Origin of the sequence: Paraburkholderia sp. CNPSo 3274 (assembly GCF_024206475.1) — a bacterium.
Lineage (GTDB): Bacteria > Pseudomonadota > Gammaproteobacteria > Burkholderiales > Burkholderiaceae > Paraburkholderia.
In genome coordinates this window covers 1-25,152 of the sequence record NZ_JAMBPR010000093.1, presented here as the reverse complement: position 1 = coordinate 25,152, position 25,152 = coordinate 1, and the positions used below count along the sequence as shown (strand labels likewise).

The window sequence follows — 25,152 nt, the reverse complement described above, 5'->3', positions numbered from 1 at the left end:
TACGCAAGATCGTCAAGACGCGTGGGCACTTCCCGACGGACGAGGCCGCGACCAAACTGCTCTGGCTGGCCTTGCGCAATATCACGGCTGACTGGAGCCGTGCCGCGCATGACTGGAAAGCCGCGATGAACCAGTTCGCGATCCTCTACGAGGATCGCTTCACCAGAAATCATTTGTAGAATGCAATTGATGAGCCTGCCAGACGGCAGGCTTTTATCTGCCTTGCACACAAAAATTCAGACACTCCCGTACCCGAAGATGTACGTCGTGCGACCACAGTTCTTTCTTCCAATCATCACGCTTCTGCGGAATGCGGCGATGAATTCGCTCAAGTACAAGTCGGAGCTGGCACTCGTTAAGGCGCAAAACATAGACATCACGAACTTCGAAACCGAACTCGAGACGTTCAAGAACGCATTCGCGAAGAACTACGACCTCGCCTCCAGGCGCTTCCAAACGGCGATCGATGAGATCGACAAGTCGATCGACCACCTTCAGAAGACGAAGGAGGCCCTCCTAGGCACCGATCGGAACCTTCGCCTTGCGAATGATAAGGCGCAGGACGTAACGATCAAGAAGCTGACTCGGGGCAATGCGACGATGGCCGCCAAGTTCGCCGAGCTCAAGAATCAAGATTCTTGCGATGCAGATGAATCAAAAAGGGACGCCAACGGCAGCGAGCCGTTGGCGTCCACTTGATTAACTCGCTAAGCGTGGGCGCGAAGCGCCGCATTCAATTGCGTCGGCCTCATCGGAAAAGATCAAATGCATCTGCATGGCTTCGTCCTGTCGGTTGCGGCCTGCCGTAGCGGGCCGGTTAGGCGCGGCGATTACTCGCCAGTCAGCAGCTTGTCGAGCTGCGGGCGGAGCCATTTCGCGGTGTTGATGGCGTTGGCCGTGAGCTTGCGCACATAGGCCGACTGGCGAGCGCGTCGTGCTGAACACAAAGCCGCTGCGCTTCATCAGGTCGCACACGTCTTTGGCGGGCTTGGCGTCGAACAGGAACACGGCGCGGTTATCTTCCGTGTCCTCGCGGTACGTGTAGTCGTGGCCTTCTTCCTCGCGGTCGGTGCGCTCTGCGATCTTCTTCAGTGCCTCGATGCGGTCGCGCACGCGGCTGATATTCGCGCCGCTGTTGGTGATTTCATAGGGCTCGCTTCAGGAAACAGAAAATAAAGCACGCTAAGCGGATGAAATCCGCAGCTTGGGTACCCGCCTATGGTGCGGCGAACGCCTCGTCCATCTGCCGGTAGCGTTTGATTTCGTCGCCCTGGAGATAGATCGAGGTTGTCGCAATCGAGGCGTGCCGAAGGTTGTCGCGTACCGCCGTCAACTCCGCGCCGCGGGCGAGTGCATGCGTGGCGTGCGTATGCCGTGTCCAGTGGGGACTCGCGCGTCGCAACTTTTCGGCCAGCACGGGATGATCGGCGCAGATGACATCGGCGGCCAGATGAAAAAATCGACGCAACACATACCACAGTCGGGAACGGGTGATGGCTGTTGCGCCTTCCTCGTCAACGCTTGCCAGTAACGGGGTCTTTGGATCCCAGCGCTGCGGCGTCACCGGCAGGTGCCTCTGGACGAGATACTGCTCGAGTGCGGTTCGGGCGAGTGACGGCAACGCTACCTTGCCAGCCTTGCCGCCTTTACCGACGAGGTTGAGCCAATGGGCGCCGTCTGCACCCGTACGAATGTCCCCAAGTCTCGCGCCAATGAATTCGCTTGCCCGCAGGCCTGTCGCGTACGAGAAGTCGAGCAGGAAGCGCAATCGCTGTGCGGCCAGTGTTCCCCAACCATAGGACCACTCCAGTCCGTTGGCGATCGTGCGAACCAGCCCCCATTCGCCTTCGGTGAAGCCGCGTGACGTGTCGAGCGGTTTCACGCGTGTCTTGCCTCGGACCTTGATGCCGGCAAACGGGTTGGTGAGCACATAGCGCTGTTCGATGAGCCAGCGAAACAGCGCGCCGAGGACTGAAAGCGCGTAGGCGGTCGAGCGCGCCGACAGGTTGCCGGCGAACGGACGCCACTCGGGAGCGCTACGCGGTCGTGGCGGTCCGATCCAGCGCTCGCGCGGCTGCGGGTGCCGAAGGAAACTGCGGTATGCAATGGCGTCTTCGGACGTGAGTGAGGACAGCGCCCGCCCGCGCTCGACGATGGCCCACAGGATCAAGCGCTCGGCTTCCTTGCGGTATGCACTTTGCGTGGCGATGGTTTCGTGCAGGGCAAGCCATGCCTGTACCGCTTCGTAATCGTTGTTTGCGTCGAGCGCGCAGGCTTGCCGGGGCGCGCGGAAGCTGCCATGCGAACCATCGACCTCATGGGGTATCCGTAACCGTTCCCAGGGAACAACAACGCTGGGGGCGCTTACCGCAACCAGCGCCCGGGCACGCTCCGTCAACTGTGGGTGGGCTTCAAAAAACGCCTCGATCTGACGGGCGCTGGTCTGGCCCAGCCCGGGCACGACGCTCCACCAACGGCGTCGGCGGGGCACACGAACTGTCAGGTCCGCGAGCGTCGCAATGCCATACGCACGCAGCGCGCGCACAGCACGGGGTGTGAGCCAAAGGCTGATGTCATCGGCGATTTTCGGTTGCGGTGCGGGCAGCGTACGCAGGGTGTCAATCGCGTGCGCGATTGCACCTGCCCGCTCGACCCGTTCACCGACGGGGTGCTGGAACAGATCGGCCAGATCGGTGCGCTGGCGTTCTAGGGCAAGGTTGGCAAGCTGACGGCGGATGGCGCCGATGATGCCACGCGCAGATTCACCCTGCGCCCGGACGTGAGGCAGGTAGCGGTCCACGGCGGCACGCGATGACAGGCCTGCATACCAGCCGCGCAGCGCGGCAAGTCGGTCAGCATCCGGAAACGCCGACGGTTCGGTAGGGATGGAGTGCGAGGTGGGCTGGGACTGACGCGTTTTCATGTTTGCCAGTTTATCTATTAAAAATCACTATCACCATAAGAAGGATTATGGCAATGGATCGTATTACACTGCTGTTTTTCTGAACCGCCAGTCCAGTGGAATCGGCGCTGCAACCCGCCGTCAGCACCATCCCCATCCTCTGTCGAGCCCACCATGCCCCGTCGTTCCATTCTCTCGCCGGCCGAGCGAGACAGCCTGTTTTCGTTCCCTGACAGCCACGATGATCTGATTCGCCACTACACGTTCAGCGAACCGGACCTGTCGCTGATCAGGCAGCATCGAGGAACGGCCAATCGCCTCGGATTCGCCGTCCAGCTCTGCTGCTTGCGCTTTCCGGGCTTCGCTTTGAGCGCTGGTGTCGAGCCTCCGCCCGCGCTGCTGCAGTTCGTTGCCGGGCAACTCGGCATTGCACCGTCGCACTGGGAGGCGTACGCGCAGCGGGACCAGACGCGCCGTGAGCATCTGTTCGAACTGCAGGCGGCGCTGCAACTGCGTCCGCTTACGGTGGCCGACTACCGTCCGGCGGTACTGGCGCTCGTCGACCTGGCAATGCAGACCGACAAGGGCCTCGTACTCGCGCAGGCGCTGCTCGAATATCTGCGCCGGCGGGCAATCCTGTTGCCGGGTTCGAACGTGATCGAGCGGATCTGTGCTGAAGCGGTCACCCGCGCGACGCGTCGCATCCACGACGTGCTCACGGAATCGCTGTCGGAGGGTCACCGGCAAAGACTGGACGAGTTGCTGAAGCGTCGGGACGACGGCCGCATGACGTGGCTCGCGTGGCTGCGGCTACCGCCGGGCAAGGCGAGTTCCCGGCAGATGCTGCAGCACATCGACCGCCTGAAAATCCTTCACACCGTCGAGTTGCCCGCGGGCCTCGACCGGCTGGTGCACAGGAACCGTTTGCTCAAGATTGCCCGCGAAGGCGCGCAGATGACGCCACACGACCTCGGGAAGTTCGAAACACAGCGCCGTCATGCGACCCTGGCGGCCATCGTCATGGAGGCGACGGCGACAGTCACCGATGAAATCGTCGACCTGCACGACCGCATCATCGGTCGGCTTTTCAATGCCGCGAAAAAGAAACACCAGCAGCAGTTCCACCGCTCGGGCAAGGCGATCAACGACAAGGTGAGACTCTACGGGAAGCTTGGCCGCGCCTTGTTGAAGGCCAAGGAAAATGGCGCCGATGCGTTCAAGGCCATCGAGTCCGTCATGTCGTGGGAGCTATTCACGAAAAGTGTCAGCGAGGCCGAGCAACTGGCCCAGCCCGAAACGTTCGATTTCCTGCACCAGATAGGCGACCATTACGCGACGTTGCGTCGCTACGTACCCGCCTTCCTTGAAATCCTGAAACTGCGTGCTGCACCGGCGGCGACCGATGTGCTCAACGCCGTCAACCTGATCAAGGCCATGGACAAAGATGGCGTGCGCAAGATGCCAGTTGACGCGCCGACCGCCTTCGTCAAGCCGCGCTGGAAACAACTGGTCCTGACCGACACCGGTATTGATCGCCGTTACTACGAGCTGTGTGCGCTGGCCGAGCTGAAGAATGCGCTGCGATCAGGCGACATCTGGGTGCAGAGCTCACGCCAGTTCAAGGATTTCGACGACTATCTGCTTCCGGCGGAAAATTTCCAGGCGATCAGGCGGGACAATGCGCTGCCACTACCCATCACCACCGACTGCGAGCGTTATCTCAACGAGAGGCGGCAGTTGCTGGAGCAGCGACTGGCAACCGTCAACCAGCTCGCGGCCGACAACGGACTGCCCGATGCGATCATTACGGAATCGGGCCTGAAAATCACGCCACTCGATGCAGCTGTTCCCGAGGCTGCCCAGGCGCTGATCGACCAGACCTCGACCATACTGCCGCGCGTGAAGATCACCGAACTGCTGATGGAGGTCGATGCGTGGACCGGCTTCACCCGCCACTTCATGCACCTGAAGACCGGAGAGACCGCAAAAGACAAGACATTGCTACTCACAACGGTCCTGGCCGATGCCATAAATCTCGGACTTACAAAAATGGCAGAAGCGTGCCCGGGGACCACCTACGCGAAACTGTCGTGGCTGCAGGCGTGGCACATCCGTGACGAGACCTATTCGCAGGCGCTGGCCGAACTGGTCAACGCACAGTTCGCCCATCCGTTCGCTGCCCACTGGGGTGACGGCAGCACTTCATCATCGGACGGGCAGCGCTTCCGGGCTGGTGGCCGCGCCGAGAGCACCGGACATGTGAACCCGAAGTATGGCGCCGAACCAGGCCGAATGTTCTACACGCACATCTCCGACCAGTACGCGCCGTTCTACCCGAGCCTCGTGAACGTCGGCGTGCGCGATTCGACCTACGTGCTCGACGGCCTGCTGTACCACGAGTCGGATCTGCGCATTCAGGAACATTACACCGACACCAATGGCTTCACCGACCACGTTTTTGCACTGATGCACCTGCTGGGCTTCCGGTTCGCGCCCCGCATCCGCGATCTCCACGACATGAAACTGTACGTGCCTGGCAGCGTGAAGGATTATCCGGCGCTCCAGCCGATGATTGGCGACGCGTACAACGAGAAGGCAATCCGGCGGAACTGGGACGAGATCCTGCGCCTGGCGACCTCGATCCGGCAGGGTACCGTCACCGCTTCGCTGATGCTGCGCAAGCTCGGCAGCTATCCGCGGCAGAACGGCCTCGCCGTTGCGTTACGCGAGATCGGTCGTATCGAGCGTACGCTGTTCATCCTCGACTGGCTGCAGAACGTCGAACCGCGCCGCCGCGTTCACGTCGGCCTGAACAAGGGCGAGGCCCGCAATGCGCTTGCACGTTCGGTCTTCTTCTACCGCCTCCGGGAAATCCGCGATCGCAGCTTTGAGTCGCAGCGCTATCGCGCCAGCGGCCTGAATCTGGTCACGGCCGCAATCGTGTTGTGGAACACCGTTTACCTCGAACGGGCTGTCCACGCGATGACCGCACGCGGTGCCCCGCCCGACGCAGTTTTGCTACCGTATCTCTCGCCGCCTGGCTGGGAGCACATCAACCTGACGGGCGATTACGTGTGGCGTGAGGACCAGAGCGTGCGGCGCGGTGGATTCCGGCCACTGCGTCCTGCCCGGCACCACCAGCTTTAGCCTTTCCTGATGGGGTTGTTGTGCGCGGCAACTGTCCTGGGTAAGCTGGCCGAGCGGCTCAGAGCTGGCCGAAAGCCGACGTTCCATTGAGGCCTCCAGATTGTTGACGAGAAGCCTCCCGACCTACCAACTTCACTCCGTACCAACTTTGCCCGACATAAACCGTACAGGCGCATTCGCCTCGAACTTGGCGCGATGCGTCGCGAAGAACGTTCGGACATTGCGTATGTTCGATGAGCTCGTGAACAACCGACGCGCGAGTTCGTCGTAAGCGGCCATGTCCATCACATCCGCGACCACGATGAAGTCCGGCCCGGGCGACACCCGGTAACACTGCGTGACGCTCGGCTCCGCGCAGATATACGTCTCGAAGCGCTCGTGATCTTCCGCTGTCTGCCGGTCGAGACTCACCTCGATGATCGCCGTCATCGTCGCGCCGAGCTTCGAATGATCGAGGATCGCAATTTCGCGCTGGATCACGCCGGTTTCCCGCAACCGGTTCACGCGACGCAGGCACGTCGGCGGCGACGTATGCGCGCGTTCAGCAAGTTCGATATTCGATAAGGCGCAATCGGTTTGCAGTATCCCGAGTATGCGCAGGTCAAGCTCGTCGAGTGTGATACTGGGCATGCGGTCCTCGCAATCATCGGCAGAATATGAAATTAAATTTCACCACACTTTGATGCTAGATTGACATTTCATTTCACTTATATTTATGAAATTTAATTTCACAGAATCGACTTTACTATCGCTGCACCGGTTCCCAACGAACCCCTAGCGGAGAAAAGTGATGTGTGGAATTGTCGGTGCGGTCGCACAACGGAACATCCTGCCTGACCTCGTCAACGGTCTTAAGCGGCTCGAATATCGCGGTTACGACTCGTGCGGCGTTGCGCTGTACCAGGATCGCGAACTCGTGCGTGCGCGCAGTGTCGATCGTGTCGCCACGTTGCAGCAGGAAATCGCGAAGCTGTCGATGTCGGGCTATACCGGCATTGCCCACACGCGCTGGGCGACTCACGGCAAGCCGGTCACGGACAACGCGCATCCGCACTTCTCGCCCAGTGCCGATTCGCCGCGCATCGCGTTGTCTCACAACGGCATCATCGAAAACTACGAGGAGCTGCGCGCGACCCTCAAAGGTCACGGATACGTGTTCTCGAGCCAGACCGATAGCGAAGCCATCGCCCATCTGGTCGACTATCTGTACAACGGCGATCTGTTCGACGCAGTCCGCGAAGCCGCTACTCGCTTGCGCGGCAGCTACGCGATTGCGGTGATCTGCCGTGACGAACCGCATCGACTGGTGGGTGCGCGCGACGGCATGCCGCTCGTGATCGGTCTCGGCGAAGGCGAAAACTTCCTCGCTTCCGACGCCATCGCGCTGTCGGGCGTGACGGACAAGATCGCGTACCTGGAAAACGGCGATGTTGTGGACATTCAGCTTCATCGCCACTGGATCGTCGATGCCGACGGACGCCGTGTCGAACGTGCCATCCACGCCGTCGCCGCGCACAGCGGCGCGGCCGACCTCGGACTGTATCGCTACTACATGCAAAAGGAGATTTTCGAGCAGCCCCGTGCAGTCGCGGAGACTTTGCAGGACGTGTCGTCAATCATGCCGGAACTGTTTGGCGATAGTGCATGGCGCGTGCTGAATGCGGTGGATTCGGTCGCGCTGCTCGCCTGCGGAGGCAGTTTCCATGCTGCGCTGACGGCAAAGTACTGGATCGAAAGCCTCGCGCAACTGCCCGTCAACGTCGAGATCGCCAGCGAGTACAGGTATCGCGAAAGCGTGGCGAACCCCAACACCCTCGTGGTCGCGGTTTCGCAAAGCGGCGAGACCGCAGACGTGCTGGGCGCGATTCATGTCGCCAAACAGCAGGGGATGCTCAAGACGCTGGCTATCTGCAACGTGCCGACAAGTGCGCTCGTGCGCGAATGCGAACTGAATTTCATCACGCGCGCCGGCATCGAGATTGGCGTTGCATCGACCAAGGCTTTCACGACGCAACTCGTCGCCCTCTTCATGCTGACGCTCACGCTAGCGCAAATGCGCGGCCGTCTATCCGACGACGACGAGCGGACCCATCTGCGGGCATTGCGCCATCTGCCCGACGCGATGAGCAAGGTGCTAGCCCTCGAGCCGCACATCATCGCGTGGTCGGAAATCCTGACGCGCAAGGAAAACATTCTGTTCCTCGGGCGCGGTATGCACTATCCGGTTGCGCTCGAAGGGGCGCTAAAGATGAAGGAGATCTCATACATCCACGCCGAAGGCTACGCTGCCGGCGAACTGAAGCACGGTCCGCTCGCGTTGATCTGCGAGCAGATGCCCGTGGTTGCCATCGCGCCGAACGATCGCCTGCTCGAAAAGTTGAAGTCGAACATGCACGAGGTGAACGCGCGCAACGGCAAGCTGTTCGTGTTCGCGGATATCGATTGCGGGCTGTCGCCGAGTCCGGACATCGAGGTGATCCGGCTGACCGAGTACTACGGTTTGCTTTCGCCTATCCTGCACACGATTCCGATGCAACTGCTCGCCTTTCACGCGGCCCTTGCGCGCGGCACGGATATCGACAAGCCGCGAAATCTCGCCAAATCCGTAACCGTTGAGTAACCGACAGGCTAGCCTTGAGCCGTCATCGATTCATTCGAAGAGCGCGTTGAGCGGTTTGGAAGTCGAGGAAAGACCGCTATATCGGGTCAGTCGGCGACGATCGCTAGCGTGCTTTATTTCCCGTTTTCTCAAGCGACCCCTATACGCTCGTCGAGACCTGCAAGGCAAACCGCATCGATCCCTACCGGTACCTCACCTGGCTGTTCCAACGCCTGCCTCTGGCGAAAACCGTCGACGACTACGACGCGTTGCTTCCCTGGAAAATGCCGGCGGACCTCCGCTGACCCGCATCACTATCACACCTCACGCGCTCCGCAACCATGCTCTGAAGGGCGTCGTTCGTGGACTTGCAATTACCCACATCTTTGCCGCGAAACCTGGTAACCTGGGATACGTCATGTTCCATGCGCAAGCGAGATGGCCGGCAAGCGACGGGCGGATGATCGGTCGTGGATGGATCTTGAAGTCCAGGGAAGCGAATTCCGGGACACACGGTTGCGCCGTCGCTTCGCAACGCTGCTGGAAAAGCTGTGGGATGGCATGGGGCAGACTATTCCGTTCGCGTGTCAGGACTGGGCTTCTACCAAGGCTGCGTACAGGTTTTTGTCGAACGACCGCGTCAGCGAACACGATATCCTGAGCGGGCATTTCCAGGCGAGCGCTGAACGTGTGAAGGCCACCGATGGGCCGGTGCTCGTCCTGCAGGACACGACCACATTCTCGTACCAGCGCGAGCGCCCCGAACTCATCGGCTACACGGGCAAGACGACCCTGCGCACGGGAAAAAACGGCGTGGGTCCGCGACAGCCGCTCACGCAATGCGGCATCCTGATGCATTCGAGTCTTGCTGTCAGTGCCGATGGATTGCCACTTGGCCTGGCGGCGGTGAAGTTCTGGACGAGAAAGCAGTTCAAGGGGGCTTCGGAACTCAAGCGCCATATCAATCCCACGCGCGTACCGATTGAGGAAAAGGAAAGCTGGCGCTGGCTGGAGAATATGCGCCAGTCGACTCAGCTTCTCGACGATCCTGTGCGTTGCATTCACATCGGCGATCGGGAAAGCGACATTTACGAGCTGTTTTGCACCGCATACGATCTTTGCACCCACTTCCTTGTGCGTACCTGCGTCGACAGGCTCGCGGGAGATGGTCAGCACACGATCTCCAAAGCCATGCAGCAGGTTCAGGTCAAGGAGCTCCATCGCGTCGAACTTCGCGACGCGAAAGGCCGTCCGATGACCGCGACGCTTGAACTGCGCTACCAGCATATGACTGTTCTGCCACCCATCGGCAAGCAGAGCCGTTACCCTGCGCTACAGCTAACAGTCCTCCACGCACAGGAACGCGATCCGCCGTCCGGGCGTGCCCGCATCGAATGGAAGCTGATCACCAACCTGCCGGTCCGTTCTCGGGCAGAGGCAATCGAAAAGCTCGACTGGTACGCAATGCGTTGGAAAATCGAGACCTTCCACAAGATCCTGAAATCGGGTTGCAAAGCCGAAGAGTCCCGGCTTCGCACAGCCGACAGGCTAACGAACCTGATCGCAGTCTTCTGCATCCTGAGCTGGCGCATATTCTGGCTCACCATGCTCGGCCGATCGGCGCCGCAGGCCGCCGCCGAACTCGCGTTCACACGCACCGAAATCGAACTGCTTGAACACATCGTTCACGATACGCCCCATAACGCGCAAGCTCCGCCGCTCGTGCGCAACGTTATCAGGCTCGCTCAGCTCGGTGGTTACCTTGCGCGCGCCAACGACCCTCCGCCGGGCAATACCGTAATGTGGCGCGGGATGCGACGCCTGACTGACATCCAGATCGGCTATGAGCTCGCGCTAAAAAGAAGTGGGTAATTGCAAGGTTCGTGGATCGCTTACAGTCGTCCATCACATCAGAACCGCTTTTCCCGGCTTTTGCCTGCGTTGCCGCTTCCTACTCCGCCACCTCGCCCACCACGGCCATCAGCCGGACCGTGTGTGGCGCTGCCAGTTCGTCGATCAGATCGGCCACCTCGCACAACGCGCGAAAGTCGTACTCGTCGATCTGATCCGCGTGATTACGCCGCAAATCGCGCATTGTTTCGCCCAGGCGCCTGAGCGCGTCAGGCGTGCTGTTTATCAACGGCCAGCAATGCAGCAGATACGCAAGCGATGTCACGCTGCGCGTCTCGCACCAGGCGTCGAAGAGCCGCAGACATATCGAGTCGATTTGCTCGACGACGTTCTCCCGCTCCGACAGATAGCCCATCATGATTCATCAATTCGACATTACGTTTCGATGGCTCATCATCTAAGAACAGAACTCGTGCCACATTCAGCGCAAGCTGGAAAACCAGGGTGTGACATCCTGATTCGCGTGTCCGGAAATCCTTAGTTTCATTCATGCATAAAAGCTCCCGTTGGGGGGGGTAAAAACCCTTAAACGCCGTTCTGCATGCTGGTTCTGATTCAGGAAGTCCTGACGGCGGAAACGAGCGTTTCCTGAAGCGATATTCCGCCGTTGCCGATTGGACGCACGCTCCGATCGCCATAGCATCGACTCATCGTGCATCGAGGGGAAAATCATGGCGGGCAACAAATCCCTGCGTTCTCAGGTCGAAAAACTCGTTGGCACGACGCGGGGCCGCGCGGCGCGCGTGTGTGTGCTGGACCGCTCCCGCTCGGGTGGAACGTGGTGCGTGCGCATACAGCTCGATCGGTCGACCGGCTCGTTTTCACTCTTCTTCTTTCGCCATGCCGACGGCACATGGCACGTGTTTCCGCCGTGCCAGCGCCGTCCGGAAATGGGGATAGGCCGCATGGCGGCCTGATCGTTCAGCAAGCCAGGGAAACGCATATGCACGACGATGCTCCGACCGCATTGCCGCAGGACGCGATCGAACTGCGCGCGTGGCTCAGCGACTGGTACGACCATGCGTTCAATGTGGGCTACATCCATCCGCCCTTCACACTTGACGAAGCGACAGCCGACCGGCTCAAAGGCTACTTCAAGGCGGGCCTGACGCCAGCCGAAGGCGCGATGGCATTCTTCGGCTCCGTGCATTGAGAGGCGAGCGATGAGGTTCGAAGAGTTCGATGCCCGCCTGTCGCGCCTGCTGGTCTTGATGCCCGCCGGGACAATAGCCGATCTGACGGACGGCCTGATCGCCTGGTGGAATGGCGCACGGACAATCTATGCGTGGATTGGCAAGGGCGACGATGGCAGTCACAGCGGATTACACGCACGTGAACTCGACCTTGCCGACGACTGGGGACAATTCCATGACTGGCTCGCCGCATGGATCGACGAGCCTCGCTTCAGTGCACGTCCGGATGTCGATGGTCACGGACGCTGACGGACACGAAAACACCTGCGGTCGTCGCAGTTGCTCCGTTGCTCACTGAGGCGATCGGCAAGAAAACGCCGGGTACCTGGCACCGGTCGATCGCGGCAATCGTCGCCGCGGTCGGCGAGCCCGGCAATTCCGTGCCTCAATGCCCACAAAACGGCGCAGGCTGGATGCTGTCGTACAGCACCTCTTCGCATGCAGGGTCGGCAAGGTTGAACCAGTGCCGCACAAAATGTATCCGCAACATGCGCTCCAGCGAGATCGGCGGGCGACCGTTGCCCCGTTTCGGGTAGTACGGCTCGATCACCACACAAAGTTCGGCCCGCGGCACGAGCCTGTTCATCTCAGAGAATCGGTTCGCGTCGCGTAGGTGTGCGCTGCGCTCCGAATCCTGCGATTGATCGACCGCCATCGCCACGGTCAGTTGCTTCACCGTTTTTGCTTTTTACCGTTGCATGTCCACGCTATAACGCATGGCAATCGTTAGCGGTGGAATTGATCAGCAGCCTTGATTTTGAATGCAGTAACTTTGCGGCCTTCGGAACAGTGTCATCGAGTCCTCCGACCTGGGTCACACATAAGACGGATTTTTGAATATGCGTTTCAAAGGCTTGGATCTCAATCTTCTGGTTGCGCTGGATGCGCTCATGACACAGCGCAATCTGACGGCCGCGGCCCAATACGTCAATCTGAGCCAGCCTGCAATGAGCGCTGCCGTTGCACGGCTACGTGACTATTTCGGCGATGATCTGTTCGTGATGAGGGGCCGTGAGTTCGTCCCAACAGCGCGCGCGACGGAACTCGTCGGACCGGTTCGGGAGGCCTTATCGCACATACAGCTTTCCATCATTTCGCGCGACGCGTTCCAGCCCAGCAAATCTCATCGCCGTTTCAGGGTCTGCCTGTCCGATTTCATGACGCTCGTCTATTTTCGGAAGGTAATCGACCGCGTTGCGCAGGAGGCGCCTTCTGTTAGCTTCGAGATCGTTTTCCCTGATGATGAATCCGGTGGGCTGCTTCGGCGCGGCGACATCGATTTTCTGGCCCTGCCGGAGTTGCTGCTGGCAGATACCCATCCCAAAGCAGCCCTTTTTGAGGAGAGGCTCGTTTGCGAAGGCTGTCCGACGAATAAACAGCTATCGCACCGCATTGCGCTGGAGAAGTACATGTCGATGGGACACGTAACGGTGAGGTTCGGGCGAGCGCGCAGGCCCTCGATCGAAGAGTTTTTCCTGCGCGATCTCGGTCTGAAAAGGCGCGAGGAGGTTGTCGTGCCCACGTTCAGTCTCGTCCCTTCCGTCCTGTCGCGTACCGACCGTATCGCTACGCTCCCCTTGAGATTGGCTGAGCACTTTGCGGAACTAACACCTCTGCGGATCGCAGAAGTGCCTCTGCCACTTTCTTCGTTTACCGAAGCAATTCAATGGCCTTCGCTACACAATGGTGATCCTGCAAGCATCTGGATGCGCGAGGTTTTACTCGAGGAGGCGCAAAGCTTCGCCTAGTCCATTGAACCAATGAAATTGCACCGATCTAAAGGTGCATGGGAAAAATGAATCTGAGTGAAGCCGAGCGCGAAGAACTTCTGTCGATGCAGCGCAGCCGAACGATGGCCGTCGGCCAGGTAAGGCGGGCGCGGTTGATCCTGGGCGCGCCGAGAGTCACGGCTTCGAATACAAACGCAACGGTACCTTGAGCCTGTTTGCGGCGCTGAATGTCGCCACCGGCGAAGTGCTGGGCAAGACTGCACCACGCCATACCAGTGCTCAGTTCGTCGCGTTCCTCACCGAGGTGGTATCGGCGCAGCCAGCCAGAAAGGAGATTCATGTGATCTGTGACAACGTGAGTAGCCACAAAACCGAAGCTGTTCAAACCTTTCTGGCTGACCATACGAATGTCTCGATCCATTACACCCCCACATATTCGTCATGGTTGAACCAGGTCGAGAACTGGTTTGCCCGCATCCAGCGCGACGTCATCACGCGCGGTGTATTCACCAGCACCCGGGATCTCGATAAAAAACTCATGCGGTACATCCGCCAATACAACATGCAGGCCACCCCGTTGAAATGGAAGTATTCCGATCCAACCCGACGCATCCGGTGCAATTCATCTGGTTCAATGGACTGATATGACTTCAAGTGTCAATGGGGGTCGGTTTTCAACTTCTCGAGTACATGTTAATCTTACTGTGTCACAAAATATATATAATAAGAATTCCCTGGTACTGTTCATGAGAAGCGATGAGCGCGAGCGATCGGTTTGAGCAATACATGGAACATCTGGCGAAGGGTCTCGGGCATGCGGACCGCCATGCAGGGCTGAAGGGCTATTGCACGGGGTTGATGCTGCCGCTGGCTCGCAAGAGTGTGGAACCGATGGCGGCGGGAGTGGATCCGCTTCACGCCAGTGCCCGTCACCAGGCCCTGCACCACTTCGTGGCTAAAGCGGATTGGTCCGATGAAGAGATGCTGCGCCGGGTCAGCCAATGGGTGGTGCCCCGGATGGATCTTTCTGGAGGCGGCTTCTGGATCATTGACGACACGGGATTCCCGAAGAAGGGCAAGCATTCGGTGGGCGTCGCGCGTCAGTATTGCGGGGTACTGGGCAAGCAAGATAACTGTCAGGTCGCGGTCAGCGTTTCTCTGGCCTCCGAACAGGCGAGCGTGCCAGTAGCCTACCAGCTGTATCTTCCGCGAGAATGGGCGGAAGATGCCGAGCGGCGGCGTAAGGCGGGGATTCCCGCCGAGGTAAAGTTCGCGACCAAGACTGAGATTGCTCTGCAACAGATCGAAACGCTGCTGGCCTCTGGCGCGCCCAGGTATTGCGTGTTAGCGGATGCCGGCTACGGGGTGGATAACGCGTTTCGCCAGCGTCTGAGCGATCTGGGCTTGCACTACGTGGTCGGTATCACGTCGGCAGTCGTGGTCTGGCCGCCGGGCGTCGAACCATTGCCGCCGAAATCCTATAGCGGCATGGGCCGGCCGCCGGTGATGCCGCGGCGCACGCGCAGCCGACAACCGGTGAACGTCAAGGACCTGGCGCATTCGCTGCCTCCTGCCGCCTTCCAGACGATCAGCTGGCGCGAAGGTTCGAACGAAACGCTCAGTGGGCGTTTTGCAGCCGTGCGTGTGCGTCATGCCGGCGGCAATAGCGGCAAGGCGCGTCTGCGGCCCGAGCAGTGGCTGCTCATCGAGTGGCCACCTGGAGACGCTGACCCATTGAAGTACTTCCTGTCGACCCTTCCGGCTGACGTTGCACTGGAAGAACTGGTCACTCAGGCGCACATGCGTTGGCGTATCGAGCGTGACTACCAGGATTTGAAGCAGGAACTGGGGCTCGGGCATTACGAAGGCCGAGGATGGCGAGGCTTCCACCACCATGCCGCGCTAAGTATCGCGGCGTACGGGTTCCTCATCTCTGAACGACTTACTGCTGGCGCTTCCGTCAGCGCCAAAAAAAACTTCGCCGCTCGCCAGACGCCTTCGCTTCCCGCGGATTACATCCCACGGGGGAGCCCTGCGCGCACAGCGCCACGTGGCTGATTCGATCGCCACGATTCGTCATCAACTCAGCTTCCTGTTGATTGCAAGACTCGCAATGTGTCCATGCTGCCACCGACGAAATCAAAGGCCTCACTTATGACACAGTAAGATTAACCCGCTCGCGCTGAACGACACGCACATGCTCAGGAGTCGCGTCGACCTGCACTCTTTCTGGATTTGCGAATCTACTTTGTACCGGCACTGCAGCAGTAGGCGAGGAGGAAAACATGCTTCCCGGGTATCGGTCTTCACGATTGAGCGGATATCGGTGTTGAGCTTCGCCATTGCCGCAGACACGTAGTCGGGGGTCGGTAGCTTGCCGGTATTGAAGTCATGGACAACCACAGCAACGGCTTTGTTGTCCTTCGTCTTTGGATGGGCGAGAGCTCGATCTTCTTCCGCGAACTTCTGCTCGCGCGTCGCGACAGCACCCACCTGTCCGCCGCAGTAGCCGTGAGTACCTGACATCACATGAATCGTATTAGCATCACCGCTCAACCCCGCCGCAATCTCGTTCAGAGCAGCGGCGACGTCGCTCACGTCGCATATATCATGGAATCCCCAAATTTGCACGGCATCGGGAGTACTGCTGGTAATATTCACAAGTGTTGTCACAACGCTCTCCAAGGTTTGGGAAGGCCCCGTTAGGATCAACCGAAATATAGGCTAAGCGGGGCGTCACTGAGGCCTGATCCATATCCTTCGCACACTGGATGTCGTCGCCGTGCAGGTACAGGAAATGTGCTGCAGCACATCTATTACCGGCAGAAAGTTTTTATGCACAGTAGCCACGACAAGGGCTTCGTAGGCAAGCCCCCAGCGTTGGTTTTGTGCACATAAAATCTCATGATGGGAGTCCTAACGGCCATTGCGACCGTGCTTGTGAGCAGCTCGATCATGGAGCATTCCCCCCATCAAGTTTCAAGCCGCCTGCCGTTGGAGCAGGTCATTGCTGTGCCGTGCGCAAACTGGAGAGGCTGGGCTACTGCAGAAGATCGCAGCTGCCGGCCTCCAGGTCCGACAAACATTTATGTCGAGTTCCTATGACCGGAATCCTTTGCTATCAATGAGCGGTACCCGAGACTGTGCATAAAAACTTTCTGCCGGTAATACATCGATGTCGTCGCGATCGATGCATGGCGCAGGTTGTCGCGCACGCTGGTCAGTTTGGCCCCGCTAGCGAGCGCGTGGCTCGCGTGACTGTGGCGCATCCAGTGCGGACTCGCGCGGCGCAATTTTTCGGCAGCTACCGGATGATCGGCCTGGATCACGTCGGCTGCCTGTGCGAAGAAGCGGCGCATGACGCGCCCCAGACGCGAACCCGCGTCGCCGTCTTCGCCCAGACTCGCGACCAGTGATGTCTTCGGGTTCCAGCGTTGTGGCGTGACAGGCAGGCGTCGCTGTGCAAGGTACTGATCGAGCGCAGTACGCGCGTGCGGCGGCAGTGCCACCTTGCCGGGCTTACTGCCCTTGCCGACCAGATGCAGCCAGTGATCACCGTGCCCGTCCACGCGGATGCTGCCGAGCTCGGCGCCGACCAGTTCGCTCGCGCGCAGACCCGTCGCGTAGCCGAAGTCAAGCAGGAAGCGCAGCCGCTGCGCCGCTGGCTCCGACCAGCCATAGGGCCATTCGGCAGTTGTGGGTCGCGCATGTAGCGCAGCGTGTAAATGCTGCGCACCGGGTCTCGACCTTCTCTAATCACCTGAAATCAAAGGACTTCCAAAATTTCTGCGGTTCCGGCTTACAACCCCATCTTGCAAGCGCAGTTCCCCAAGCCCCCGAATCATCTGGTTCGGATCAAGCGTGCCGATAACGACCCGCTTTAGTTTCCGGTCGATTACCCGGTCAGTGCACGAGACCTTTGGATGATTCCTGTGGGTACATGGCTCAAGCGTCGAGTAAAGCGTGGCGCCTTCGAGGTCGACGCCTTGTAGCTTCCCCGTTCGGGCGATGTGTATTCGGCATGCTCGCCGTCCTTCCCAACAGGGCACTTCAAGCGTATGCGGCGCGCTTTGAGTGGGCATCAGGCACCCCAACTGAGAACAGTCTAGTTTTTGGTTTTTCTTAAATAAATTGAATTCTTTTTATGTATTTCATATCCCGTGCGAATTGAATTTCGCCATGCTCTGCTTGACTTACAAACTCGGCCATTGATTCGCGATTTGTAGGGATGCGCAGCGACGGCAGATGAACTTGGCGATTGTCCATTGACGCGATGCCGATCTCTCCGGCACGCCGCCGCGTGGGGGCGCCTCTCAGCTCGTCGTTTTGCCGATATGCGCGGCTAGGCGTGACATGATCGGCGAGACGCGGCTGTCGGCGTAAGCCAGCACGAGGTCGCGCCTGCTGCTATCAAATGTGGTGAGGCGGCGCGTTGCCATCCCCTTGGGCAACATGCGGGCAAAGTGGCTGGGCACCAGGCTGCAAAGTCCGGTCGCCGCGACCAGAGAAAAAATGCTCAGCATTCCATCGGCTTCGAGAGGCGGCGTTGTCTCTGGCGGGCCATTCTGGCTGAGAAACGCGTCGATGGTCTCGCGTAGTGCGGGCGCGATGGAGCCGGCGACCGCGATGATGCGCTCAGCGGACAGGTCGGTGGGCGAGAGACGCCTTTTTTCAAGAGCCGGTGCCCACGCGGCAAGATAGCGATCAGCTCTTCGGTTCGGATCGTTTGGGTCGACCATTCTGGGCAGATATCACCCTGACGGACGAATGCACCGTCGATGCTGCCATTTTCCAGCGCGCGAACCAGATCGGGATGCAGCTTGCTTTGAACGTCGATTGAGACATCCTGCAAATCTGGCCCCAGGGTAGTCCACACGAGTCCCATCAGTTCGTCCTCCGTGCCCGGAATCATGCCGAGCAGAGCCGAGCACCAGCTTACGGGGGCGCTGCACGTGTTCCCGGGTGCGTCTGAGCGCGAGATCGAGCTGCGCGACGGCCAGCGTGGCTTCCTTGAGCAGCACTTCGCCAACGTCGGTCAGGTGTACGCCTTGCCACGATCGCACGAACAAGGCACAGCCGACATCACTCTCTAACACGCGGATTTGTCGAGTCAAAGACGGTTGCGCGACGCGCAGGAGCTTGGCACCCTCCGCAAAGCTGCCAGCTTCGGCGAATGCGAGGAAGTACCGGAGGTGTCGTATTCCCATTGGGAGAGTACAGCCTCCAGGCATAGGGGCCGCCGCATAAAGTATTGGAATGCCTGCGGTACGCTCGACTAGACTCTGATGCGCGACGATCCGAGCATGGCTCGGTGCAGTGAATTATCGGCTTGCCCGATGGCCGGCCCGGGATGATGTATCGCCACGGTTGCCGCGTCTCGCGAGCCGGGACTACGCGGTGCGCGGTGCAAGCGGTCGCGCCTTTTTTTCTACTTGTCATTGCGAGTTGCCACATGAGCACGAATATCCGGAAGATCGGTGTAGTAGGTACTGGCGTCATTGGAGCCAGTTGGAGTGCATTGTTTTTGGCTCGGGGTTTCGACGTCGTGGCGACTGATCCGGCACCGGGCGCGGAAAAGGCATTGCGTGAATACGTCGCCAACGCCTGGCCAGCGATGGAAACGCTAGGTGCGGTCGTCCCCGGGGGCTCGCAGGCGCGTTTGACGTTCAGGACAGATATCCACGGAATCGCCGACGTCGACTTCGTTCAGGAAAACGGCCCGGAGCGGCTAGAGTTCAAGCACAAGCTCTATCAGCAACTCGATACATTGCTCCCTCCCGATGTCATCATTGCAACCAGCTCGTCGGGCCTGACCATGACAGACATTCAGCAAGGGTGCGAGCACCACCCAGAGCGTTGTCTTGTCGGTCACCCCTTCAATCCGCCGCATCTGATTCCCCTCGTCGAACTCGTCGCCGGCAAACGGACGGCGGCCGAGGCGATTGACCGCGCGGATGTTTTCTACTCGGCGCTGGGCAAAAAGACGATCCGGCTCAAAAAGGAAGTACCGGGTCATGTCGCCAACCGCCTCCAGGGGGTGCTCGTTCGTGAAATTATGTCGCTCGTTAGCGAGGGAGTAGTCAGTGTCGCAGATGCTGATGCCGCCTGCTCGTGGGGTCCGGGGCTGCGCTGGGGCGTCATGGGCCCTGTGGTATTGAACCATCTCGGTGGCGGCGTCGGCGGTATTGAGCATTTTTATGATCAATTCGCTGGTCCTCTAGTCACATGGTGGACTCCGTTGGGTGACTTTGAATTCACGAAGGAAGTGCGGGAAAAGATGATCGCCGGACTGAAAGAAGAAGTAGGAAGCCGCGACTTCCGCGATCTGGCGTCCGAACGTGACCGTCTCTTACTAACGTTGCTCAAGACCCGGCTCGCGGAACTGCCGAAGCATTAATTTTTCGCGCGGCGAGCGCATAGAGCATCCCGGTCTGACCGCAACTGGTCGGATCGGGGAAACGGCGTCGTTTGTCTCACGGAGGGATGAATCTCCCGAATATTGGAGATCTCGGAGGGCATACATGACGACCATTTACGATATTGACCGTATTTGAAAAATTAGGCTTACGCGTGTCAAGAACGAGTTCCTCTGAGGGCGTCACGGACGCCAATGTGCGTGTAGCAATCAACGGTGGCGGTGCAACGGGCGTGGAATTGAGGGCGGAATTGAGAAACGCGGCGATGCAGCTCCGACAGTACGACCTGGACGGGTTCGACGAAGGGCGGCTCACAGTGACTTCTATGGGGCAATGGAAGTCAAGCCCTTTCGCGATCCATCTTTCCCAACTGATTGCGGGTTTTCCGAAGGGGCCGAATTTGTCTGCGAGCCCCACCGGGAATGGCTTTCGGAGCTGGCGAGGGGGAGCGGTTAAAGTCAGGGCTTTGGCCTGTCGCTACTTCGCCGGCGCATTGCGCCATGGCCGCGCGCGTCGTTACCATGTCGATCACTTCGCAAATCAGACTTCCGCTTCGCTTTGCCTGTCTTGCCAACTCATGCATTTCATGAAACATATGCATTACTGATCAAATGCAACTTCAGTCTGCTTGAAACCCGCAATCAGTTGAAGGTCAAGCTCTTCAACGAACGCCTCGATGATCCTGACCGGATTGTCGTCAGCGACGAAGTCATCAAGGCATTCTGGAAGCAGCGTCACCTGCTTGCGATCTTCACCTTCTATGAATCGCTTCATCCGGTCACCCATGCTGAACGAGTTAATCCAGTTTAGGCGATCCATGCGTTTTCACACACCCTCGACCCACTGCCGCCGCTCGAACGAGCCCTGCCTCGACGGCAGCTTGCGAGGTACAAGGGGTTCCACGCCGGAACCCCTGAAATTTCCGTCGCTCCAATTCGAGCCCGGCTATGAGCGCGTCCAGGTCGATTTTGTTGCACCACCCAGATGGACTGAACCCCGAAGATTGGATATCGGTCTTGAAGGGTTTATGAGCAAACGAAGCTGGCCGGATGAGCGTGGAATACCTGCCGTATGCGGGGAAAGCTCGCACACACTACCTGCCGCACCTCAAGGTACGCGGATTAAGCTTGAGGTGGGCTACACAGGGGCTCTGAGCCGCATTGAGGGGGCAGGTCATGAAGCAGTCTAGCAAGTACGCGTGGGGCTCGATGTACGTCAGGAAACGGTTGCCGTAGCGGTCCGCGGAGCACCTCATGAGACGTACCCAGGCGCCTATCGACCTGCCGCCTCGCTGCGCGCGCAGCAGGACATGGGCATCGAGGTGCAACTGCTCGACCGCTAGGCGGCGCAGGCGCGCCTGCCCATCGCGACCTTCGACGCCACCGCGCTGATCGGCTTCGAGCCCGAAGCCCGTTTCGCCGACGCCTACCTCGTCGCGACCAGCTTCGCACGCTCCGCGCGCCGCCGCGGCGTGAAAATCATGGAAGGGGTGCGCGTGACCGGCCTCGTGCGCGAAGGCCGCCGCGTGGTGGGCGTGCAAACGTCGGCGGGACGCTTTGGCTGCGGCACGCTCATCAGCACGCAGAACATCTGGACGCCCGAACTCGCCGAGTGGATTGGCGTGCCGCTGCCGGTTAAACCCGAGCGCCACACCGTGCTCGCTCTCGAATGCGAAGCCGCGCCCTACACCTTCGCCATGCCGGCGTTCAAAGATCTCGGCTCGCCGGGCACGCTCTATTTCCGCAGCTATGGAGGCAGCCAGATGCTGGTCTCCGAAGGCGTGGTGGGCGAAACGCTCAACGCGCGCGAGACCCGAGCAGGGCTCTCTCGGATGGTCAGCCAGAAATGTTCGAACAGCATCGGTTTTGTGGCTGCTCACGTTGTCACAGATTACGTGAATCTCTTTTCCGCGCGGCTGGGCCGATACCACCTCGGTGAGGAACGCAACGAACTGGGCGCTGGTATGGCGCGGCGCGGTTTTGCCCAGCACCTCACCAGTGGCGAAATTCAATGCGGCGAACAGGCTCAGGGTTCCATTGCGTTTGTATTCGAAGCCATGACTCTCAGCGCGCCCGGGCGACAGCGGCAACATCCGGTCCTTGCGATCCAGCGCCTGGATGGCCATCTTCTCGTCCACGCAGAACACCACCGCGCGCAACGGCGGATTGAGGTACAGCCCGATCACATCGGCGGCCTTGGTCTCAAAGTCAGGATCGTTCGACACCATGTGCGTATCCAGACGATGTGGCCGAATGTCGTGCTTGCGCCAGATACGTTGCACGGTCATGAAAGCCATACCCAGCTGTGCCGCCAGTTTGCGGCTGCTCCAGTGCGTCGAGCCGTCGGCCGGCTTACGCCGCAGCGTGTAGTCGAGTACTCTCGCTTCAAGGCCCGTCAGGTCGCGGCGCCCGGCCTGGATGTCTGCCGTACAGGCCAGCCAAACGGTGACGGGCGAAACGCGTTTGCCACGTTGTGATGAAACGCGAATCGCATCGCAACTCGGTCATGATCGCCGCATGCGAGGCACCTTCGTCAAGTAGCAGGATCAACCGCGCACGCCTTACCTGGCAAACGGCCATGGTGCGGCTGCGCTGCATCGACATCAGCTCTTCGCGCTCGGTTTCACTCAGATTCATTTTGCCCATGCACCATTAGTTCAATTGGATTAGTCTTTCGTGTTGTTCCCCCCCCGCATCATAGCGCACCGCTTTATTGCGACAAAACCAGATCTGGGAGGTGCACAATGACACCTCATCGCAAATTCGCTTCCCCCCAGATAACGCTTTGACGTGACAACTCCGACATATGTCGTCTGGAATTCAACAAACAGGACAGCCATCAAGGCTGCGTGTCGGCTATTTTTTCAGTTTGCTACTAGTTTACACATGGCACAAACATTGCTGCGCATGGCTGATCAAAAGACATGTGACTGGGAATTGGTATCGGGTATTAAGGTTAAAAAGTCACTTCTTTTAATTAGTGTCGCAAGAATGTACCTTATCGTAGATTTTAAGGATTCCAATATGTTATAAATCGAAAATTCTTTTGGTGACTTGCTAATCGCAATAGCATTATTACCGAGCATCCAAATGATGTTACCGCGTCGTTTGGGATGCATCGCTCATGGACCTACAAGATCACGGCGCAAGCGCGAGGCCGTGGTCGTGGAGTGCGAGCGTTACGGTCCTTTGGGGCTGTCCTTGTCTCGACATCCATATCTCGCGCGGTGCCGCAGACCCCCTGCAAGTACGCGTTTGAAAAAACGCTTCGCTGCAGCCTTGTGGCCGCGCTTCTGTAGCAGGATATCGAGTTCAGCACCGTGGTGATCGATGACGCCATAACAGAAGGCTGGCGTGTAACGTCACAAGTACTTCATCAAGGTGCCATGTGGTGCCGGGCTTGCAAGGCGTCTTTCACTCGGTGCGCAAAGCACGCACCGAATTTATCGCACCGGCGTCGAACCGTATCGTAACTGACGACAACGCCTAAACCGAATCATTGCGCATCAGTCTTTCAAATGTCCTTGTCGTAATGGAGTCGCGAGGAGAACATGAACCACCGGATTGTTACTAATGATCAGCACCCGAATCCTGATAATGTTTGGATTGACGACGGCGAGCGCAATCACATCACGTGTCAGGACGTCGGTCCTCAACTATTCGCGGCATCCTCAGCACAGACGGAGATCTGGCTTGCCGAACAAATTAACCCATGCGGCCCTGTCCACAACATTGGACAATACACCGAAATACGCGGCTGCATTGATCCCACAGTGTTCGAGGAGTCTTTACGCGCAGTGGTTCAGGAAGCGGAGGCTTTACGTTGCCGACTTATTGAGGTGAACGGGTCGCTCCGAGCATTCGTTGCCCCATCCATCGATTGGTCGTTGCCAACTATCGATTTCAGTTCAAAAGCAGCTCCCACCAGAGAGGCTACCAGATGGATGGAGGTTAATTTCGAAACGCCGTTCGATATGAAACAGGATCCCCTATTTTACTATGCGTTACTCAAGATTGCTTCTGATCGATTTATTTGGTATCAACGTTACCACCATAGTGTGATGGATGGTCATAGTGGCGTACTGGTTGCGCGTCGCGTTGCGCATTTCTACAGCATGCGCGTTAGAGGGAAAAAAGCAGACAAATCCTATTTTTCTCCCTTATCACATTTATTAGGAAGCGATGCACGCTATCGCGGCTCATTTGCTTTCGAGCGCGACAAGAAATACTGGATGAGACGTTGCTCGGACTGGCCAGCCCCCGTTACGTTAGCGAATCGGTATGCGCCCGCCTTACGGCATCGCCTCCGCCAGACTGCTTATATTTCATCTCAATCACTACGGGAACTTTTTAATGACCATAGTCGTTTGGCAAATCAAATAACGGTAGCTGTTGCCACCTATCTCTACCGTTCTACTGGCGCCGAGGAAATATCGCTGGGTTTTACTGTCACGGCCCGCTTGGGCGAGGATCGCTTGACTCCCGGCATGACGGCAAATGTCCTGCCCATTCGACTATCCGTTCACCATGAGAATAGTGCAACAGAATTAATGGGGCAGGCTGCTAAGCAAATTCAACGAGGCCTCCGGCATCAACGTTATCGTAGCGAAGTGCTTAGGCGAGATCTCGACCGGCTTCACACACAGCCACTTTTTGGCCCTACGGTAAACCTGATGCCCTTCGATTATGGCTTGTCGTTCGGCTCTTGCTTGTCGACGACACATAATCTTGGCAATGCTACGGTCAACGACCTGATGGTCTCAATTTATTCGCCATCCGATGGCGGAGAGGTGAGAATAGATTTCGATGCGAACCCCGATATTTATTCGGAAGCTGAATTGATTGCTCATCAGAGACGCTTCTTGAAAGTGTTAGGCGCAATTGTCGACGACTCCACTCAATCGATTGGCCGTATCGATCTACTTGAAACTGATGAGCGGAATTTGTTGTTGAAAACCTGGAATCGAACCGAGACGGAATATCAACTTGATCGGTGCATTCACCAATTGTTCGAAGAGCAAACCGAGCGAACGCCCGAAGCCGTGGCCATCGTTCACGAAGCCGAGCAGCTCAGCTATGCACAACTCAATGCGCGCGCCAACAGGCTTGCCCATCAACTCGTCGCGCTGGGCGTCGCGCCCGATACCCGGGTGGCCATCTGCGTGGAGCGCTCTGCCGCCATGATCGTCGGTCTATTGGCCATTCTCAAGGCTGGCGGCGCCTATGTGCCGCTCGACCCCGCCTATCCGGGAGAG

21 protein-coding genes and 8 pseudogenes are annotated in these 25,152 nt (G+C 58.7%); 16 read left to right on the top strand and 13 right to left on the bottom strand.

The features are described 5' to 3' along the window. A pseudogene (locus M3I54_RS38305) lies at nucleotides 1-179 on the top strand (IS256 family transposase); the annotation flags it as partial. Between the two features lies 1 nt (nucleotide 180). Then, nucleotides 181-699, top strand: coding sequence for a DUF2130 domain-containing protein (locus tag M3I54_RS38300; protein ID WP_302059310.1), 519 nt, complete (start codon nucleotides 181-183; stop codon nucleotides 697-699). On the opposite strand, the gene M3I54_RS38295 is transcribed toward M3I54_RS38300, so the two are convergent. Further along, nucleotides 700-1,113 carry a hypothetical protein gene (locus M3I54_RS38295; RefSeq protein ID WP_254345114.1) on the bottom strand — a complete coding sequence of 138 codons (414 nt, stop codon included), beginning with the start codon at nucleotides 1,111-1,113 and terminating at the stop codon, nucleotides 700-702. It lies immediately after the preceding gene. Nucleotides 1,114-1,216: 103 nt separating this feature from the next. Next, nucleotides 1,217-2,923 carry a phage integrase family protein gene (locus M3I54_RS38290; protein WP_254345113.1) on the bottom strand — a complete coding sequence of 569 codons (1,707 nt, stop codon included), beginning with the start codon at nucleotides 2,921-2,923 and terminating at the stop codon, nucleotides 1,217-1,219. A 153-nt stretch (nucleotides 2,924-3,076) separates the two neighbouring features. On the opposite strand from M3I54_RS38290, the gene M3I54_RS38285 reads away from it, so the two are divergent. Then, on the top strand, nucleotides 3,077-6,049 hold the full coding sequence (locus M3I54_RS38285; RefSeq protein WP_254345112.1) for a Tn3 family transposase: 2,973 nt from the start codon (nucleotides 3,077-3,079) through the stop codon (nucleotides 6,047-6,049). A 132-nt stretch (nucleotides 6,050-6,181) separates the two neighbouring features. Here M3I54_RS38285 and M3I54_RS38280 read toward each other — a convergent pair whose 3' ends face one another. Further along, entirely contained in the window at nucleotides 6,182-6,679 is a 498-nt protein-coding gene (locus tag M3I54_RS38280) for an Lrp/AsnC family transcriptional regulator (RefSeq protein WP_254345111.1), read from the bottom strand. A gap of 160 nt (nucleotides 6,680-6,839) precedes the next feature. On the opposite strand from M3I54_RS38280, the gene glmS reads away from it, so the two are divergent. The 3 genes and pseudogenes from glmS (at nucleotide 6,840) to M3I54_RS38265 (ending at nucleotide 10,520) form a co-directional block, all read left to right on the top strand. Further along, a complete protein-coding gene (gene glmS, locus M3I54_RS38275; RefSeq protein ID WP_254345110.1) occupies nucleotides 6,840-8,669 on the top strand; it encodes a glutamine--fructose-6-phosphate transaminase (isomerizing) in 1,830 nt (609 codons plus the stop codon). Between the two features lie 128 nt (nucleotides 8,670-8,797). Continuing rightward, nucleotides 8,798-8,953, top strand: a pseudogene (locus M3I54_RS38270) (transposase domain-containing protein); the annotation flags it as partial. Between the two features lie 169 nt (nucleotides 8,954-9,122). Next, nucleotides 9,123-10,520: an IS4 family transposase gene (locus M3I54_RS38265; protein ID WP_254345109.1), complete on the top strand. Its 1,398-nt coding sequence runs from the start codon at nucleotides 9,123-9,125 to the stop codon at nucleotides 10,518-10,520. Nucleotides 10,521-10,599: 79 nt separating this feature from the next. On the opposite strand, the gene M3I54_RS38260 is transcribed toward M3I54_RS38265, so the two are convergent. Continuing rightward, complete coding sequence (locus M3I54_RS38260) at nucleotides 10,600-10,917, bottom strand: hypothetical protein (RefSeq protein WP_254345108.1); 318 nt, start codon at nucleotides 10,915-10,917, stop codon at nucleotides 10,600-10,602. A 313-nt stretch (nucleotides 10,918-11,230) separates the two neighbouring features. Here M3I54_RS38260 and M3I54_RS38255 point away from each other — a divergent pair, with 313 nt between their 5' ends. Genes M3I54_RS38255 through M3I54_RS38245 form a run of 3 tightly spaced genes read left to right on the top strand, consistent with a single transcriptional unit; the run spans nucleotide 11,231 to nucleotide 12,001 of the window. Further along, nucleotides 11,231-11,476, top strand: a complete 246-nt coding sequence (locus tag M3I54_RS38255) for a hypothetical protein (RefSeq protein WP_254345107.1) — start codon at nucleotides 11,231-11,233, stop codon at nucleotides 11,474-11,476. Between the two features lie 26 nt (nucleotides 11,477-11,502). Then, a complete protein-coding gene (locus M3I54_RS38250; RefSeq protein ID WP_254345105.1) occupies nucleotides 11,503-11,712 on the top strand; it encodes a hypothetical protein in 210 nt (69 codons plus the stop codon). A 10-nt stretch (nucleotides 11,713-11,722) separates the two neighbouring features. After that, a complete protein-coding gene (locus tag M3I54_RS38245) occupies nucleotides 11,723-12,001 on the top strand; it encodes a hypothetical protein (protein ID WP_129964148.1) in 279 nt (92 codons plus the stop codon). Nucleotides 12,002-12,136: 135 nt separating this feature from the next. Here the strand turns inward: M3I54_RS38245 and M3I54_RS45525 are convergent. After that, a pseudogene (locus tag M3I54_RS45525) lies at nucleotides 12,137-12,428 on the bottom strand (transposase); the annotation flags it as partial. Between the two features lie 163 nt (nucleotides 12,429-12,591). On the opposite strand from M3I54_RS45525, the gene M3I54_RS38235 reads away from it, so the two are divergent. The 3 genes and pseudogenes from M3I54_RS38235 to M3I54_RS38225 all read left to right on the top strand — a co-directional run bounded on the left by M3I54_RS38235 (nucleotide 12,592) and on the right by M3I54_RS38225 (nucleotide 15,540). Next, nucleotides 12,592-13,500, top strand: coding sequence for a LysR family transcriptional regulator (locus M3I54_RS38235; RefSeq protein ID WP_254345104.1), 909 nt, complete (start codon nucleotides 12,592-12,594; stop codon nucleotides 13,498-13,500). Between the two features lie 94 nt (nucleotides 13,501-13,594). Continuing rightward, nucleotides 13,595-14,125 (top strand): annotated as a pseudogene (locus tag M3I54_RS38230) (IS630 family transposase); the annotation flags it as partial. Nucleotides 14,126-14,238: 113 nt separating this feature from the next. Further along, nucleotides 14,239-15,540: an IS701 family transposase gene (locus M3I54_RS38225; protein WP_375542286.1), complete on the top strand. Its 1,302-nt coding sequence runs from the start codon at nucleotides 14,239-14,241 to the stop codon at nucleotides 15,538-15,540. A 90-nt stretch (nucleotides 15,541-15,630) separates the two neighbouring features. On the opposite strand, the gene M3I54_RS38220 is transcribed toward M3I54_RS38225, so the two are convergent. The 5 genes and pseudogenes from M3I54_RS38220 to M3I54_RS38205 all read right to left on the bottom strand — a co-directional run bounded on the left by M3I54_RS38220 (nucleotide 15,631) and on the right by M3I54_RS38205 (nucleotide 18,689). Next, a complete protein-coding gene (locus M3I54_RS38220) occupies nucleotides 15,631-16,155 on the bottom strand; it encodes a hypothetical protein (protein ID WP_254345102.1) in 525 nt (174 codons plus the stop codon). Between the two features lie 413 nt (nucleotides 16,156-16,568). Continuing rightward, nucleotides 16,569-17,171, bottom strand: a pseudogene (locus M3I54_RS38215) (tyrosine-type recombinase/integrase); the annotation flags it as partial. A gap of 63 nt (nucleotides 17,172-17,234) precedes the next feature. Further along, nucleotides 17,235-17,564, bottom strand: coding sequence for a hypothetical protein (locus M3I54_RS45520; protein ID WP_375542285.1), 330 nt, complete (start codon nucleotides 17,562-17,564; stop codon nucleotides 17,235-17,237). A gap of 231 nt (nucleotides 17,565-17,795) precedes the next feature. Further along, complete coding sequence (locus tag M3I54_RS38210) at nucleotides 17,796-18,221, bottom strand: LysR substrate-binding domain-containing protein (protein ID WP_254345100.1); 426 nt, start codon at nucleotides 18,219-18,221, stop codon at nucleotides 17,796-17,798. Between the two features lie 12 nt (nucleotides 18,222-18,233). Continuing rightward, nucleotides 18,234-18,689 (bottom strand): LysR family transcriptional regulator, encoded by a 456-nt coding sequence (locus M3I54_RS38205; protein WP_254345098.1) that lies wholly within the window; start codon nucleotides 18,687-18,689, stop codon nucleotides 18,234-18,236. A gap of 245 nt (nucleotides 18,690-18,934) precedes the next feature. Between M3I54_RS38205 and M3I54_RS38200 the strand changes: the two genes are divergently transcribed. Continuing rightward, nucleotides 18,935-19,879, top strand: coding sequence for a 3-hydroxyacyl-CoA dehydrogenase NAD-binding domain-containing protein (locus M3I54_RS38200; protein WP_254345096.1), 945 nt, complete (start codon nucleotides 18,935-18,937; stop codon nucleotides 19,877-19,879). Between the two features lie 619 nt (nucleotides 19,880-20,498). Here the strand turns inward: M3I54_RS38200 and M3I54_RS38195 are convergent. Continuing rightward, entirely contained in the window at nucleotides 20,499-20,717 is a 219-nt protein-coding gene (locus M3I54_RS38195; protein ID WP_254345115.1) for a hypothetical protein, read from the bottom strand. A 379-nt stretch (nucleotides 20,718-21,096) separates the two neighbouring features. On the opposite strand from M3I54_RS38195, the gene M3I54_RS45515 reads away from it, so the two are divergent. Beyond that, a complete protein-coding gene (locus M3I54_RS45515; protein ID WP_375541881.1) occupies nucleotides 21,097-21,240 on the top strand; it encodes a hypothetical protein in 144 nt (47 codons plus the stop codon). A 15-nt stretch (nucleotides 21,241-21,255) separates the two neighbouring features. Continuing rightward, nucleotides 21,256-21,612: pseudogene (locus M3I54_RS38190) on the top strand (NAD(P)/FAD-dependent oxidoreductase); the annotation flags it as partial. 117 nt (nucleotides 21,613-21,729) lie between these two features. Here M3I54_RS38190 and M3I54_RS38185 read toward each other — a convergent pair. Further along, a pseudogene (locus M3I54_RS38185) lies at nucleotides 21,730-22,543 on the bottom strand (IS630 family transposase); the annotation flags it as partial. A gap of 599 nt (nucleotides 22,544-23,142) precedes the next feature. Beyond that, a pseudogene (locus M3I54_RS38180) lies at nucleotides 23,143-23,393 on the bottom strand (DDE-type integrase/transposase/recombinase); the annotation flags it as partial. A 55-nt stretch (nucleotides 23,394-23,448) separates the two neighbouring features. Between M3I54_RS38180 and M3I54_RS38175 the strand changes: the two are divergent. Further along, a partial coding sequence (locus M3I54_RS38175; protein ID WP_254345094.1) for a condensation domain-containing protein occupies nucleotides 23,449-25,152 on the top strand: 1,704 nt, incomplete at its 3' end.